The organism is Mangrovibacterium sp. (assembly GCF_059905295.1).
The window spans coordinates 1-14882 of the sequence record NZ_JBZQJF010000085.1; the positions used below are offsets into that span (position 1 = coordinate 1).

Sequence of the window (14882 nt, forward strand, 5' to 3'; positions counted from 1 at the left end):
CCGCGACAGTCGGTAAAACATCCGACTCGCTACATGATACTGCCCCGACAACTATTGCTGTGACAAGCAACAGTCCAAACATCCATTTAAATTTCATAATCATTGCTTTTACTGGTTTATTAATTTAAAATTTCTAAGATCAACGCTTCATTAAAAACGTCACAGATAGAGAATTCGGTTATTCAGAGTGATACCGCACAAGAGAAAAGATCCCCTACCGTCGAGATCGAAAAACCAGCAAATACCACAACAGAGATGCGAGCCTTCGTGAAAATGAGCCTGCAATTCAGGTCCACCACATTCCTTTTAATATAAATTAACGAATTCTAAGAGCTCTAAACCTTTAATTCCGTCAAGCTTTATTACATTTGCTAATCTCGCAGTTTAACAATGATGATTAAACATCGGATGTATTTGCTTGTTAAGATTACGATGTGCCGTGTAATGAAGGGCACCAATGCAAGAACATAAAATTTACAGCAATAAAAATTGAAGAACTCAATGAAAGCAGCAAAGAAGAAAAAGATTGGGATAGTCCTGAGTGTGGTATTGGTTATTGGTGTCCTGTTTACAGCCTTTACCCGCGACGAGAAACTCTTCCAAATCGACAAAAATCTGGATATCTATTACACCCTTGTCCGGGAGTTAAACCTCTTTTATGTCGATGAAATCAATCCGAATGAATTGGTGAAAACCAGTATCGACAAGATGCTGGAGTCGCTCGACCCGTATACAACTTACATCCCTGAATCAGAAATGGAAGATTTTCGGTTTATGACAACAGGAGAATATGCCGGAATTGGGGCCCTCATTGGGAAGCATGGAGATCAGATTATTATTTCAGAACCTTACGAGGGATTTCCGGCACAGAAAGCTGGTCTAAAAGCAGGTGATGTTTTTCTGGAAGTGGCCGGAAAATCAGCTAAAAACATGTCAACCGAAGATGTCAGCAACTTATTAAAAGGACCGGCTGATCAAGTTGTAAAAGTGAAAGTCGAGCGTCCCGGAGAGAAAAAGCCTCTGGACATTGACATTGTTCGAAAACAAATACAAATTGATGCAGTTCCATATTATGGCATGCTGGATGACAAAACAGGCTATATTCGTCTATCTAATTTCACCGCAAATTGTGGGGACGAGGTTCGTGGCATTGTAAAAGAACTGAAAGAAAAGGACCATGCGCAGTCACTGATTCTGGACCTTCGGTCGAATCCCGGAGGCTTATTAAACGAGGCTGTAAAAATTGTCAATATTTTTGTTCCTAAAGGAAAAGAAGTTGTTAGTACAAGAGGAAAAGTAAAACAGTGGGACAAAACCTATTATGCGACTGAAAATCCGATTGACACCATAATGCCATTAGCCGTATTGGTAAACCGGGGTTCTGCATCAGCTTCTGAAATTGTTTCCGGATCATTGCAAGACCTGGATCGCGGTATAATTATCGGAACACGGACTTTCGGAAAAGGATTGGTACAAACCACCCGCGACCTAAGCTATAACAGCAAGCTTAAAGTTACAACCGCAAAATATTACATTCCCAGTGGTCGTTGTATCCAGGCATTAGACTACTCACATCGCAACGAAGACGGCAGTGTGGGCGTTGTTCCCGACTCGCTGATTTCGGAGTTCAACACCAGCAAAGGACGTAAAGTATTCGATGGCGGTGGTATTACACCCGACATCAAACTGGATTTATCGCGAATCAGTAACCTGAGTATCAACTTAGTTCAGGATTATATGATCTTCGATTTTGCAACGCAATATGCCAACCAGCATCCGACAATACCGGCACCGGAAGACTTTAAAATTACCGATGATATTTACAACCAGTTCAAAGAATATCTTAAGGCACACGACTTTAAGTATGAAACAGAGACTGAAAAATCGTTGGATGAACTGGAGAAAGTGGCCAAAGCTGAAAAATATTATGATTCGGCAAAAACACAGCTGGAAGATCTAAAAGCCGCTCTCGGACATAATCTGGATAAAGATCTCAACCAATTTCAGGATGAAGTGAAAGAAATGATGGTTGACGACATTGTATCGCGCTACTATTATCAAAAAGGTGCAATAAAAGCTTCCTTAGCAACTGACAAAGGGATTGCCAAGGCGACAGAAGTTCTAGATAACCCAACAGAGATTTCGGAAGTCTTTAAACCCGGAGTAGTCATCTCAAAAGCAAACTAAAGACAAAGACATTACCACCAGATAAAATGAAACCCGATCAGAAATTCTGATCGGGTTTTTTATTGCCTAGGCAAATATTTTAAAAGGGCATTAAACGCCTTCTAGTCTAAATCCGAAATACTGAGGATACATAATGGCAACTGTGATTAACACAACTACAAAAATGGCCAAAATCACAAAAAACAAAATGACCCCCATTTTATATCTTTTCTTCGAAACCTCCAGTTGGTTATACGATTGAATCTTATTAATCTTATTAACAAGTTTTTTCAATGCCATCTGGTCTTTTACGATATAATCGTAAGCTCCATATTTCATCGTATTAATGGCCACATCGATATTATCCTGACCGGATAAGAAGATGAATTCAACATTAGGAGCAACTTTTTTAGCCCGCTTCAAAACTTCAATACCATTCATACCTTCCAACAGATAATCCTGAATAACCACGGCAGGCTGTTTTTCCATCGCTTTCAAAGCATCTTCTCCTGTTGAAAAAGATTCAACATTCGTCAGTTTATTTGTTTTCAGAAAACTAACGATAAGCCTGTTATAGACATGATTGTCTTCTACAACAAAAATAAGGGGGTTCTTACTTGCAACCATAGGTTCGAGAATATAGGTTAAAATCCAATTAAACAATAGAGTTTGTCCATGTGCACTTGATAAAAATAAGCAAAAAACGAAACAAAATAATTTTTTGCACTATAAATTACCAAAACTCCACAAATGGCTAACGAACAAAACCCAAATAAATTTCATCCATGATTATAAATCTGCTAAATTGCCTACACAAACGGGGAAAATTTATGCTACTGGCAATCGATATTGGCAACACAAATATCGTTTTTGGAGTTTATGCTGAAAACGAATGGAAAAAGATCTGGCGAATTCAAACCGACGCCCGGAAAACAGCAGATGAATATGAAGTCATCTTTCGGAGCTTATTTACCAGTGGCAAGATATGTGTGAAAGAAATTGACAAAATTATTCTCAGTAGCGTTGTTCCGGTTTTGAATCGGGAATTTGAAGATATGCTGTTTAAACTGCTTCATCAGCAACCGCAGCTGGTTCGGCCCGAAATATTCGAACAGCTTCCAATAAATGTACTAAACCCTTACGAAATTGGCAGCGACCTCGTGGCTAATGCGATGGCTGCTTACTGTACCTACAAGAGCACATGTATGGTCATCGATTTTGGAACAGCCCTGACCTTTACAACTGTTTCAAATGAAGGCACTATCCTGGGGGTGGCAATTACCCCAGGATTACGCACAGCGATTCAAGCACTTGCCGGCAATACGGCACAACTACCACATGTACCTCCGGTTCTTCCTCCATCGGTACTCGGAACCAATACAATACATGCCATTCAAGCCGGAGTTGTCATCGGCTACACTGGTCTGGTCGATCGTATCATCAGTCAAACCGAGCAAACGCTTAAACAACCATTAACCATTGTTGCTACCGGTGGACTAGCATCGATTTTTGCTCACGAATTAACTCAAATAGAGCATATCGAGCCAAACCTGACACTGGATGGCCTTCGTATGATCGGAGCCTACCTGTAGCCTTCAAAATAACCCCAAAACGTTTACCGATAATTTTCGGGCATTCAACGATAAGCCATCTCTTCGGAAAATTTGATTGACGATCTTTGTAACTGAATCGATTATTTTTCGTCATTTCATAAAATTCTCCAGCTATGAAAAAATGGTCTTCTCTCGCTCTTCTTTTCAGTTTGATCTTATTTATGCAATCGTGCTGGACACTTGGTCCTTCGGTAAAGGGGAATGGTGAGGTTACCGAAGAAACCCGTCAGATAGAAAATTTTAGCCAATTGGAAGCGTCAACAGGACTGGACGTTTTCCTCATTGCCGACACCAGTGAATACGTAATTGTAGAGGCCGACGAAAATCTACACAAGGACATTCAAACTGTTCTGAAAGGCAAAACCCTAAAGATTTTCTCCGAAAGCCGTATTCGCTGGGCGGAATCAAAGAAAATATTCGTGCATTATAAGAATCTTGCAGAGCTTTCTTCATCATCAGGTGCGACCGTCCGATCTCAAAACGACATAAAATCCCAAAACCTTGAAATCGACGCCTCATCCGGAAGCCAGCAATACCTCCAAATCAACACCAATCGTATGGAAGGACATTGCTCCTCGGGAGCTCACATTTATCTTTCCGGGAAATCGGACAAAGCAGACATAAAAGCATCATCCGGCGCACATTTTAAAGGCCCTAATTTCAGGGTTACAAATTGTAATGCCGATGCGTCAAGCGGAGCCCATATTTGGGTCGATGTTACTGATGAGATAAATGCCGAAGCATCAAGCGGGGGACAAATCTATTATTCAGGCGATCCGTCAAACTCTGAAATCAAAACCTCTTCGGGAGGATCAGTTTCAAGAAACTAGGAAGCAATTATATCACTACAAACAAAGCCTTAAAATCATGAAAACAATGCAACTCAAGAAACTCTCCATTTTGCTACTTTTCGCAGTGATTGCCCTAAATGTATCGGCCGAAAGAACAAGCAGTCAATCCCGAAAGGTAATCTCGTTCAGCAAGATAAAAGTATCCAGTGGCATCGATCTTTTTTTAAGTCAGGGAAATAGCGAAAGTGTCAAAGTGGTCGCTGATGAAGACCTGATCGACCAGATTATTACCAAAGTTGAAGGTGGAACGCTGCACATCTACATGAAAAGCCAAAATAACTGGAACTGGCTATGGAAACAAGAACGCAAAGTGTATGTCACATTCAACAACCTGAAAGGGTTGGATGCATCAGCAGGATCGGATGTTGTGGCAGAGGAGGAAGTTAAAGTTCACGAAATCAGTATTTCGGTCAGCAGTGGCTCGGATGTCAGTTTAAACAACCTTGCTGCTCAAAAAGTCATCGTGAGTGCCAGCTCGGGTGCTGATGCTAAAATTGCCGGAGAAACCATCGATTTGGTCGCTGAATCATCAAGCGGAAGCGACATTAATTGTAAAGATTTAATTTCAGAAAGCTGCCGGGCAATTGCTTCCAGCGGTTCCGACATCTGTGTATATGTCACCAAAATACTTACAGCTGATGCCAGTAGTGGGGCCGATATTCGATACAAAGGCACCCCTCAGGAACGAAACACGAACGAATCAAGTGGAGGTGACATCGATCCCTATTAAATACATTATTGAAATCCCGAATTAAATTAACGAGCAGTATTCAGTGGAAAATTTCTGGCAAAAAGCTCCTTCACCTTGGAAAAATCGGGTAAAACCTCAACTCTTTATCAATTTCTTACGTTCAATTAATTGCCTTTGATCTCAATTTAATTTAACTTTATAAGAGAAAGCCAAATTAAGTAAACAGATTGTTTAACCATTTAAAATTAAAGCTATGAGTTCAGGAAAAGTAGTACTAGGCGTTTTAGCCGGGCTGGCTGCAGGAGCGGCATTAGGAATTTTGTTTGCTCCAGATAGCGGCGAAGAGACCAGACGTAAACTTGCTGAAAAAGGCGAAGATTATTTAGACGATGCTAAAGATAAAATTCAGGAATTAATGGATGATCTTCACAAGCAAGTTGATTCAGCAAAAGAAAAAGTTAAAGATCTGGAAGAAAAAGTCCACAAAAAAGTAAAAGAAGAACCATCTTCAAATTAATTCACTCAATCCATTTATCGCTTGTATAACAAGAGCAATAACATTTATGGAAGAACAAACAGAATTAATAGACGAGCTTATTGAAAAAGGTCATCAATATGGCCAGACTACCTTAAAGTTGATGAGACTTAAGACATTGGACAAAACATCAGATGTTTTGTCCAATATTGTTTCATGGCTACCTGCAGTCATCATGGGCTCTATATTTTTCGGAATCCTTAATATTGGAGTGGCTATTTGGCTTGGAGACCTGCTGGGTAAAATATTCTACGGCTTTTTTGCAGTAGCCGGCTTTTATGCCATTGTTACCTTGGTATTTTGGATCTTCAGGAAACCGCTCCTCAAATATCCGATCGATAATTCAATTATTAATCAGGTGTTAAAAGAGGAGGAGATCCAATGAGAAACTGTCGCAAATTACTGAAAGAGACTATACTTCAGCTCGAATTGAAGCAGGAAGAGGAAAAAGAGCTGTTTAACCAGCAGCTAAGAGCTACCTTCAACAGCCTTAAACCAGCTAATCTGATCAAAAGTACCCTCCGGGACCTCAGTAATCATACCTCTGAAGTAAAAAACAACCTACTGGAAGCTTTCCTACCGATGATCACGAGTTTCATCTCCGGGAAGATAATTGGTCGAGGTAAAAAGCACAGTTTCTCTCACATAATTGCCACAATGCTTCAGATGACACTAACCAAGTATACAGCTAAGCACAGTCAGGCTATCTTGGCCTACCTCTGCAATATACTTGATCATCTGAAAGGATTCTTCACTAAAACAAGTGAAGCCATTAAAGAGGGAGAAAACGAGCATTTAAACGAACCGGAGAAAGCGCAGGATCCTGAAGCTGAATTTGAACCACCGAAAGACCAGATGCCAACGGAAGACCAGGAAAAACAAGCAGAATAATTTTCACACCATTTTTTACAACCAGAAGTGCCTGTAGCACTTAGAATAAGCGCTATTGGTTAAGATTTTTGCACATAAGACCACAAGGAAAGACATGTGTTACAAAACCTATTTCTGGGATTTCTCGATCAAAAAAACTAATTTAAAGAAATCATGGTGTTATTTCTTTTGAAAAGGGTGTTCTGAGTATAAAAAAAAGGTCTCAACAAATGTTGAGACCTTTTTCATTTCATATCTGATATATCGACTATTCAGAAAAACGAGCTCCCAAATATTGACGATTCAAACGTGCAATATTTGTAATTGAAACGCTCTTAGGACATTCAACTTCGCAAGCTCCAGTGTTTGTACAACCACCGAAACCTAACTCATCCATTTTAGCGATCATCGCTTTAGCACGTGCTTTTGCTTCAACACGACCTTGAGGCAACAAAGCCAACTGGCTTACTTTTGCTGAAACGAACAACATAGCTGATGAGTTTTTACATGCAGCAACACAAGCTCCGCAACCGATACATGAAGCTGCATCCATCGCTTCGTCAGCATCAACTTTAGGAATTGGAATTGCATTTGCATCCGGAACACCACCAGTTGAAACAGAAACATAACCACCAGCAGCAATAATTTTATCGAAAGCTGAACGATCAACCATCAAGTCTTTAATGATAGGGAAAGCAGCAGCTCTCCAAGGCTCAATAGTTACAGTTTCACCGTCTTTGAATTTACGCATGTGTAACTGACAAGTTGTTACATCATCGTCTGGTCCGTGAGGACGACCATTGATGTACAATGAACACATACCGCAAATACCTTCGCGACAGTCATGATCGAACGCTACAGGTTCTTTGTTTTCTTTAATCAACTGCTCATTCAGGATATCCATCATTTCGAGGAATGAGCTGTCTGTAGAGATATTTTCTACTTTATAGGTTTCAAAACGGCCTTTGTCTTTGGGACCGTTCTGACGCCAAACCTTAAGGGTAAGATTTATTGTGTTTTCCATTATTGATCTCCTTTTAAAAAGCCATTATTTGTAATTACGTTGAACCATTTTCACACTGTCGTAAACCAAGTCTTCTTTTACCAATGAAGGAGCACTTTCCTCACCTTCGTATTTCCAACAGCCTACGTAAGCAAATTTATCGTCCTGACGCAATGCTTCACCTTCTTCAGTTTGGTATTCTTCACGGAAGTGACCACCACAACTTTCTTCACGGTTCAACCCGTCGTGAGCCATCAAATTACCGATTTCAATGAAGTCGGCCAAACGACTGGCTTTTTCCAATTCAACATTCATACCTTCCTTCGATCCAGGAATACGTACGTTAGTCCAGAACTCTTTTTTGATTTCAGCAATACGCTTGATTGCTGTCTCCAGGCTTTCTTTCGTACGTCCCATTCCAACGAAATCCCACATTACCAAACCAAGTTCTTTATGCAGGCTATCTACTGAACGTTGCCCCTGAATACTTAACAGTTTCTCGAAACGCGTTTTAACAGCTTTTTCTGTATCAACAAATTCTTTCTCTTCCGTAGTCATACGTGGCGTACGAATTTCATCAGCCAGGTAGTTTTGAATGGTGTAAGGAAGCACGAAATAACCATCGGCCAAACCTTGCATCAATGCAGAAGCACCTAAACGGTTAGCACCGTGATCAGAGAAGTTAGCTTCACCGGCTGCGAACAGACCAGGAATATTTGTTTGCAATTCATAATCAACCCAAAGACCACCCATGGTATAGTGGATCGCAGGATAGATCATCATTGGAGTTTCATAAGGATCTTCGTCAACGATTTTCTCGTACATCTGGAACAAGTTTCCATAACGAGCTTTGATCACGTTTTTACCCAAACGTTCGATTGCCGATTTGAAATCGAGGTAAACAGCCAAACCTGTGGCATTAACACCGAAACCTGCATCACAACGTTCTTTGGCAGCACGCGAAGCAACGTCACGAGGAACCAGGTTACCAAATGCCGGATAACGACGTTCCAGGTAATAGTCACGATCTTCTTCTGCAATCTGTGTTGGTTTCAATTTACCTGCACGGATAGCTTCAGCATCTTCTTTCTTTTTAGGAACCCAGATACGACCATCGTTTCGCAATGATTCTGACATCAATGTCAGTTTGGATTGGAATTCACCGTGAACAGGAATACATGTCGGGTGAATCTGAGCGTAACATGGGTTAGCGAACATCGCGCCTTTATGGTAAGCTTTGATTGCAGCTGATCCGTTAGATCCCATGGCGTTAGTTGAAAGGAAGAATGTATTTCCGTAACCACCAGTTGCCAAAACTACAGCGTGACCAAAGTGACGAGTTAACTCACCAGTTACAAGGTCGCGAGCGATAATACCGCGAGCTTTACCGTCAACAATAACGATGTCGACCAACTCCGTACGCGTGTACATTTTAACGGTACCTGCGTTTACCTGACGCATCAAAGCCTGGTAAGCTCCTAACAACAATTGCTGTCCTGTTTGACCTTTAGCGTAGAAAGTACGGCTAACCTGCGCTCCACCAAAAGAACGGTTATCCAATAAACCGCCGTATTCGCGAGCAAAAGGAACACCTTGAGCTACACATTGGTCGATGATACTGTTACTTACCTCTGCCAAACGATATACGTTAGCTTCACGAGCACGGTAGTCACCTCCTTTAATTGTATCGTAGAACAAACGGTAAACAGAGTCACCATCGTTAGGATAGTTTTTAGCAGCATTGATACCCCCTTGTGCCGCAATTGAGTGTGCACGACGAGGAGAATCCTGAATTGTAAAGTTTTTTACGTTGAAGCCCATCTCTCCAAGAGAAGCAGCTGCAGCACCACCAGCCAAACCAGTACCAACAACAATCACGTCCAGTTTACGTTTGTTGGCCGGGTTAACCAGCTTTTGATGATCTTTATAGTTTGTCCACTTCTGGGCTAATGGCCCTTCGGGTATTTTTGCATCTAATTTGCTCATAATTCAATTTCTTTTCGATTAAAATTTAATCAGGAAATACAATGGAATAATTGCGAAACCCACAGCTACAATAATGGCATAAATTTTACCAACGCATTGCAGACGTTTCAACCAGTACTTGTTGCTCATGCCAATTGTTTGGAAAGCTGACCAGAATCCGTGTCCCAAGTGGAAGCCTAATAAACCACCACCAATAATGTAAAGGATGCAGTATAAAACACTGGATTTGAACAAACCTGAAACTAACACATAGGTGTTGTGCATTTCAACGCCGTCAACCATTGTGCTTTCCAATCCACCGGTTTTAACAGGAATAAAAAACTGAATAATGTGCATTACCAGGAAGACCAGAACCAAAGCACCAAGAACTAACATGTTCCGAGATGCCCAAGCACTTGAATAAGAAGCATTCGATTTGTCATATCCAACCGGACGAGCCTTATAGTTTTGCAAACTGATAAGAAATGACCAGAGGATATGTACAACGAATCCCAGACCAAGAATTGGCTCCATTACTTTAATTAAAGGGTTGGTTGCCATGAAATTTGCCCCAAGGTTGAATAACTCGCCGCTGTCGTCAAAAATCAACAGCAAATTCACGCCTAAGTGGACGCAAATGAACATCATCAGAAACAAACCTGAAATGCTCATGATAAATTTTCTTCCAATAGAGGCAGTCAGAAAATTGCTCATAGGATAATTGATTTATATTTAAACATTAATACTAATTTCTTAAAAAGCTCAACAAATGTAGGCCTCTGCGCGTTCCCCTACAATTAAATCAAGCCCTAAAGTAGCTAATTTAAACTGTTTCTAAGCACGGATTTCCAAACCTCGAAACAAACCCCTAACTAACAAGAGATTAAACGCCAAAAAGATGTAAAATTTCTGTTAACACAAACCACCACTAAGGCTTACAAATCGCACAACTACAAATACATACATATTTATATAATTCTGATCCCGGGTAAAATTAGTTGAGAAAAACGAAGACTCCAAACACCATAAGGATTGAAAAAAGCAGACTGATATGGTATAACCAAGCTTTTTCCTATTTTTGCAAAGCATTTTTTGATATGGCTTCATCGTTCAACAGACATCTAATTAATAAAGACTTCTGTTTTGATGCTTAAGAATGCAAAATTCAATAAAAACATGGTTCCATAGTTCAACGGATAGAACGACAGTTTCCTAAACTGTAAATCCGGGTTCGATTCCCGGTGGGACTACAAAACCTTCAAATATTCAAACAAAATTCTTTCCCTTTAGCAGACTTTTCAATCAAACCATTATTTCCTGATCCGATACATCCGAATATCCTCAATTTCCTGCCGGGATTTAACTGTTCGAAAGCCAAAGTAACCTTCGATTAAAGGCTTGGGGTCGTTGTAGGTGAAATATTCTTCGCCATCAACAAATACGGTTGTAGTTCCATTACAAACTAAAATCTGAATAAAATAGATCTTATTGGGTTGGAGCAGGTGCTGCTTATCGTTTTTTTCCTGTAGCAACAAACGATCGCCGGTTCCCATGTACTTTCGGAAACGTGTAGTTGAATTGTAATTGCCACCGATACCGACATAATACAAGCTCAGCGAATCATATTGGGCAAAGGTACCATCGCGAGTAAACAAATCATCATTACGCGGATCGGTTGCCATCCAAAAGAAATTAAAATCAGACAGGCGATCGTTAGGACCGTTATCCACCACAACTTTACGGTGAAACTCAATCAACAGGTTACCGGAAAGTTTTTGCTTATACCAGATCGTTGCACCGCTATTCACATCAATCAGTAGCCTACCATCCTTGACTTCGACCTTACTCTCATCCGACAGTTTATTCTCAATTACCCAATTTGAAAGATCTCCATCAAAATCATCCTGATAAATCAACTCTCCGCCTTCAACAATCTCTTTCAAATTTGGGGAATTTTTTTGTGCTAAAAGAATCCCCGCCGGGATAAGAGTCAGAAGAATCAATACAACAGCTATTTTTATCATATTCTTTTTCATCACGTTAAATTTAAGACACATTGTCTTTTATGGAAGCTTATTCATATTTTCCACCTTGACCTCCCATTTCCCATCTTTGGGAAAACCCGGTGCTTCAACATCAGGTGCACCATCCCATCCTCCTGCCATTAAGCCAACAGCAGCTAAGAAAGAACTATTAACCGGTAGATATGCTGGATTTTTAATCCCCTCTTTGGGGCGACACACATAACCGCTCTTATTGAATTTTGCATTGGGAACATTATTGCAAACAATATCAATTGCTTTTTTTGTATCTCCAAGACGGGCTGCCGTAAGTGCACCTTTTCCCTGGCTCCAGCTCACAAAGCTCTCCAATCCGTTTCGTTCATAAATAGCTTCGAAAGTATTTCGCATGAGCTGCTCATCAATCATTGGTGTTTTGGGTAAGTAACCTAAAGCCATCAGCATCGCTGAAGAATAATGACCATCCCGTTCGTACATCAACGGATCGGATTCCAGCTCAACGTATTTCCCTTCATGGATGGTTGGTCGAGACAATTTATCAAGAATATCATCCCATAAAGGGTTCCTCGCCATATTCAGGCGCTCCCTCCATTGCTGTGCCACCGACAATCCATAATACCATTCAGCTAATTCGAAGGTAGGGTTCATTGTATTATTTTCTTCTGTGCTTTCATTCACACTTTTTATAGGTGGCCCCAGGATATACCGATTCGTTTTAGCATCGTAAAAAGCGTAGGAAGCTAAAAAGTCAGCCGACTCAAATACAATATCCTTGTATCGATGAAGTGTTGCCGAATCCTTATGTGCCCTGTAAACCAGCTCCGAAAGATAAATCGGGTTCGGATAATTCCAAATAATAAACGGATTAATAGTTCCCGGGCTAACCCGCCCGTCAATTCCCGACATCTTGGGCCAACGGGCTCCCTCAAATCCTTTACTTTTTGCATCTGCCAAAGCAACCGGCAATATTTTTTGATACCATGAAAGTCCCTTTTCCAGTAACTCCGTATGATTCCACTCATAAAACTGAGCTGCATGAATCCAGTAGACCTCAGAATTATGCTTTCCATACCAACTGATGTTAGCAAGACCGGTTTCCTGCGGAGGAAAACTACCGGCATAGTTAACCTTCATCAAATATTGTGAAAGGACAATCCGACGCTCTAACTCCTGTGCCCGAGGATCAGTACTCTTACTCAAATCAACGGCAGCACCATCTGTCCAATATTTTTCCCAGGAATTTACACTCAACTGTTTGATTTGGTCGAAAGAAAGATTCTCTGCATCATTTTCGGCAGGTAAAAATTCACATACAAAAACCAATTGATCTGCACCGGTTGCATCGATTACAAACTCATGCTCCCCTGTTTTACGCCATGTTCCAGTTCCTTCCCAGCGAATATCAACCCAGTAGGAGGTGGTATCGATTTGACGTTTCAACAAAACATGATTGTTCGAATTCTCCACGATCTCAGTTTGATGTTTTTCAGGATTTTTCCAATCGAAAGCAGGTTTATTCTTTTTCGAAAAATCGTATGAATAAGGAAATTTAATAGCAGGTTTTAGCTTTCCGAGTTCGATTAACGGGGATTTAATTTTAAACGCGATGATACTTTTATCCGGATGACATACGGTCGTTACAGAAACCGGCTGTCCATCAATCTGGTATTTACTGGTCGCTACTCCCTCCCACAGGTCAAGATTCTGGTCAATTTGATGAATAGAACTTCGATCAATGACTTGATTATTACCGCCTATCAACCCTATTTCCCCCATAGGAACCGGATGCGGATTGATTCTAAAATACGCTCCTGCAGGACTATTTTGATTACTGGCATACATAATCTTCCGACCATGGAAATCAGTTTCCTTCGTGGCATCCTCAAGCTTTAGATTGGATGTATTCGGGAAAGCATGCCAGGCCCATGTTGTTCTGGTTTCCAATGGAACGCCATGTTCGTAATAGTAGTTTTCAAAAGTCTGCATTCCGGTTACATCCATCGTATAGGCAAAATCACCATTACCTATTGTCAAAGGAGCCAAAGGATCAATTTCACTCAAATGAACATTGTGACGAGTAACCAGTTTGTAACGATCAATCGGATTGTTTTTTAACGTACGCTTATTGTTGCAGCCAGTTAAAACAAACACGAGTAACCAGACAGTTAAGAGAATTTGTGATTTCATTGATTAAAGTTGTCGTTCGTTGATTCTAGTGGCGTCTTTTCTCCAGAAACATTGAAATTATATAAATATATCTCCTATTCATCATCCTGCCCTCCCTGGCTAACCTTCGGCATCTGATCGCCCACCAACTGAAGCAATTCAATCGCATTCAGGCACCACTGCGCCGTGTTGTTTGTCGAAACTCCACGCACCTCCTTAACAGGAGCAAGGCTTTGAATACCGCTGAATGTTTGCGTATCAAAACTTGTTTTCCAGGGGCCATGCTGCGATTCCAGAAACATATTCCACGCCCGGTTTGCATACATGACATCACCCGACTGGCTGTACCAGTATGCCGACAAACGACTGTACCATGGTCCTGGTTTTCCAAGTTCTGCTTTCACGCCCAGTTCCTTTTCAATCTCCGACTCGGGCGCAGCATAAAGCCGGCAAAATTGAAACCACAGCTTATCCCACTTTTTATTATCAAGCAAATTGGTTAATTCGAATGCCACCTCGGGCCCCCCCATCAAAACTGCAAGGTGAGCCGAGCCAACATCCGTTTTATGTAGCTGGTAAAGCTTGTAAGTTGAGGGATCGTAGCCAAAGGCTGCATTAACACCTGAAAAGAAACCAAAAGGCATTTTCGCCAAGCTGTCGACACCTTTTAATATGCGGTCGCGATATTGATCATCTCCAGTTCGCTCCCAGGCTGTCATCCAGTTGCCAACCAAGGCTAACCAGTCCGGACCAACCCGAACATGTGTAGGATAAGGGCCTTTATCTAAAATAAGCCGCAAAGGATCATATTCACCAATAGCCCTGTTTGATGCTTCAACCGAGGCCTGCATTAAATCTCCGACACGTTCGTCAGTGGTCAGGTAATAATAAAAGCGTCCCAACGCAGCTTGTGAGATCCGCACTTCCTTGGCACCACATCCCCAGTGACGTACATTATGCCGCGATCCTAATCCTTCGAACCGCCCCAAATGATAAACATC

14 protein-coding genes and 1 tRNA gene are annotated in these 14882 nt (G+C 41.1%); 8 read left to right on the forward strand and 7 right to left on the reverse strand.

What is annotated here, in order from left to right; all coding sequences use genetic code 11:
• The first annotated feature begins 501 nt into the window (after positions 1-501).
• Positions 502-2187, forward strand: a complete 1686-nt coding sequence (locus tag AC37HE_RS04650; RefSeq protein WP_500781620.1) for a S41 family peptidase — start codon at positions 502-504, stop codon at positions 2185-2187.
• Between the two features lie 90 nt (positions 2188-2277).
• On the opposite strand, the gene AC37HE_RS04655 is transcribed toward AC37HE_RS04650, so the two are convergent.
• A complete protein-coding gene (locus AC37HE_RS04655) occupies positions 2278-2793 on the reverse strand; it encodes a response regulator (RefSeq protein WP_500781621.1) in 516 nt (171 codons plus the stop codon).
• Positions 2794-2996: 203 nt separating this feature from the next.
• On the opposite strand from AC37HE_RS04655, the gene AC37HE_RS04660 reads away from it, so the two are divergent.
• From AC37HE_RS04660 to AC37HE_RS04685, 6 genes are all read left to right on the forward strand, one after another.
• Positions 2997-3758: a type III pantothenate kinase gene (locus tag AC37HE_RS04660; protein ID WP_500781622.1), complete on the forward strand. Its 762-nt coding sequence runs from the start codon at positions 2997-2999 to the stop codon at positions 3756-3758.
• A gap of 134 nt (positions 3759-3892) precedes the next feature.
• A complete protein-coding gene (locus AC37HE_RS04665) occupies positions 3893-4609 on the forward strand; it encodes a head GIN domain-containing protein (protein ID WP_500781623.1) in 717 nt (238 codons plus the stop codon).
• A 46-nt stretch (positions 4610-4655) separates the two neighbouring features.
• Positions 4656-5360, forward strand: a complete 705-nt coding sequence (locus AC37HE_RS04670) for a head GIN domain-containing protein (protein ID WP_500781624.1) — start codon at positions 4656-4658, stop codon at positions 5358-5360.
• 214 nt (positions 5361-5574) lie between these two features.
• A complete protein-coding gene (locus AC37HE_RS04675) occupies positions 5575-5838 on the forward strand; it encodes a YtxH domain-containing protein (RefSeq protein ID WP_500781625.1) in 264 nt (87 codons plus the stop codon).
• 46 nt (positions 5839-5884) lie between these two features.
• On the forward strand, positions 5885-6241 hold the full coding sequence (locus AC37HE_RS04680; protein ID WP_500781626.1) for a hypothetical protein: 357 nt from the start codon (positions 5885-5887) through the stop codon (positions 6239-6241).
• Entirely contained in the window at positions 6238-6747 is a 510-nt protein-coding gene (locus AC37HE_RS04685; protein ID WP_500781627.1) for a hypothetical protein, read from the forward strand. Before AC37HE_RS04680 ends, AC37HE_RS04685 begins: the two co-directional genes overlap by 4 nt.
• Positions 6748-6994: 247 nt before the next feature.
• On the opposite strand, the gene AC37HE_RS04690 is transcribed toward AC37HE_RS04685, so the two are convergent.
• The 3 genes from AC37HE_RS04690 to AC37HE_RS04700 are packed head-to-tail and all read right to left on the reverse strand — an operon-like array spanning position 6995 to position 10408.
• On the reverse strand, positions 6995-7750 hold the full coding sequence (locus tag AC37HE_RS04690) for a succinate dehydrogenase/fumarate reductase iron-sulfur subunit (protein ID WP_500781628.1): 756 nt from the start codon (positions 7748-7750) through the stop codon (positions 6995-6997).
• A gap of 24 nt (positions 7751-7774) precedes the next feature.
• Complete coding sequence (locus AC37HE_RS04695; RefSeq protein WP_500781629.1) at positions 7775-9715, reverse strand: fumarate reductase/succinate dehydrogenase flavoprotein subunit; 1941 nt, start codon at positions 9713-9715, stop codon at positions 7775-7777.
• An 18-nt stretch (positions 9716-9733) separates the two neighbouring features.
• Positions 9734-10408: a succinate dehydrogenase cytochrome b subunit gene (locus AC37HE_RS04700; protein WP_500781630.1), complete on the reverse strand. Its 675-nt coding sequence runs from the start codon at positions 10406-10408 to the stop codon at positions 9734-9736.
• Positions 10409-10872: 464 nt separating this feature from the next.
• Between AC37HE_RS04700 and AC37HE_RS04705 the strand changes: the two genes are divergently transcribed.
• Positions 10873-10944, forward strand: a tRNA-Arg gene (locus AC37HE_RS04705).
• A 60-nt stretch (positions 10945-11004) separates the two neighbouring features.
• Here the strand turns inward: AC37HE_RS04705 and AC37HE_RS04710 are convergent.
• The 3 genes from AC37HE_RS04710 to AC37HE_RS04720 form a co-directional block, all read right to left on the reverse strand.
• Entirely contained in the window at positions 11005-11730 is a 726-nt protein-coding gene (locus tag AC37HE_RS04710) for a DUF6250 domain-containing protein (RefSeq protein WP_500781631.1), read from the reverse strand.
• A gap of 27 nt (positions 11731-11757) precedes the next feature.
• The gene (locus AC37HE_RS04715) at positions 11758-13902 is read right to left on the reverse strand and encodes a hypothetical protein (RefSeq protein ID WP_500781632.1); all 2145 of its coding nucleotides are present in this window, start codon (positions 13900-13902) and stop codon (positions 11758-11760) included.
• Between the two features lie 74 nt (positions 13903-13976).
• The coding region (locus AC37HE_RS04720) for an exo-rhamnogalacturonan lyase family protein (protein WP_500781633.1) at positions 13977-14882 on the reverse strand (906 nt) is incomplete at its 5' end.

Bases quoted from the DNA above. Each gene is read 5' to 3' on its own strand.
- AC37HE_RS04650 (WP_500781620.1), top strand. From the start codon at position 502: ATGAAAGCAGCAAAGAAGAAAAAGATTGGGATAGTCCTGAGTGTGGTA.
- AC37HE_RS04655 (WP_500781621.1), bottom strand. From the start codon at position 2,793: ATGGTTGCAAGTAAGAACCCCCTTATTTTTGTTGTAGAAGACAATCAT.
- AC37HE_RS04660 (WP_500781622.1), top strand. From the start codon at position 2,997: ATGCTACTGGCAATCGATATTGGCAACACAAATATCGTTTTTGGAGTT.
- AC37HE_RS04665 (WP_500781623.1), top strand. From the start codon at position 3,893: ATGAAAAAATGGTCTTCTCTCGCTCTTCTTTTCAGTTTGATCTTATTT.
- AC37HE_RS04670 (WP_500781624.1), top strand. From the start codon at position 4,656: ATGCAACTCAAGAAACTCTCCATTTTGCTACTTTTCGCAGTGATTGCC.
- AC37HE_RS04675 (WP_500781625.1), top strand. From the start codon at position 5,575: ATGAGTTCAGGAAAAGTAGTACTAGGCGTTTTAGCCGGGCTGGCTGCA.
- AC37HE_RS04680 (WP_500781626.1), top strand. From the start codon at position 5,885: ATGGAAGAACAAACAGAATTAATAGACGAGCTTATTGAAAAAGGTCAT.
- AC37HE_RS04685 (WP_500781627.1), top strand. From the start codon at position 6,238: ATGAGAAACTGTCGCAAATTACTGAAAGAGACTATACTTCAGCTCGAA.
- AC37HE_RS04690 (WP_500781628.1), bottom strand. From the start codon at position 7,750: ATGGAAAACACAATAAATCTTACCCTTAAGGTTTGGCGTCAGAACGGT.
- AC37HE_RS04695 (WP_500781629.1), bottom strand. From the start codon at position 9,715: ATGAGCAAATTAGATGCAAAAATACCCGAAGGGCCATTAGCCCAGAAG.
- AC37HE_RS04700 (WP_500781630.1), bottom strand. From the start codon at position 10,408: ATGAGCAATTTTCTGACTGCCTCTATTGGAAGAAAATTTATCATGAGC.
- AC37HE_RS04710 (WP_500781631.1), bottom strand. From the start codon at position 11,730: ATGAAAAAGAATATGATAAAAATAGCTGTTGTATTGATTCTTCTGACT.
- AC37HE_RS04715 (WP_500781632.1), bottom strand. From the start codon at position 13,902: ATGAAATCACAAATTCTCTTAACTGTCTGGTTACTCGTGTTTGTTTTA.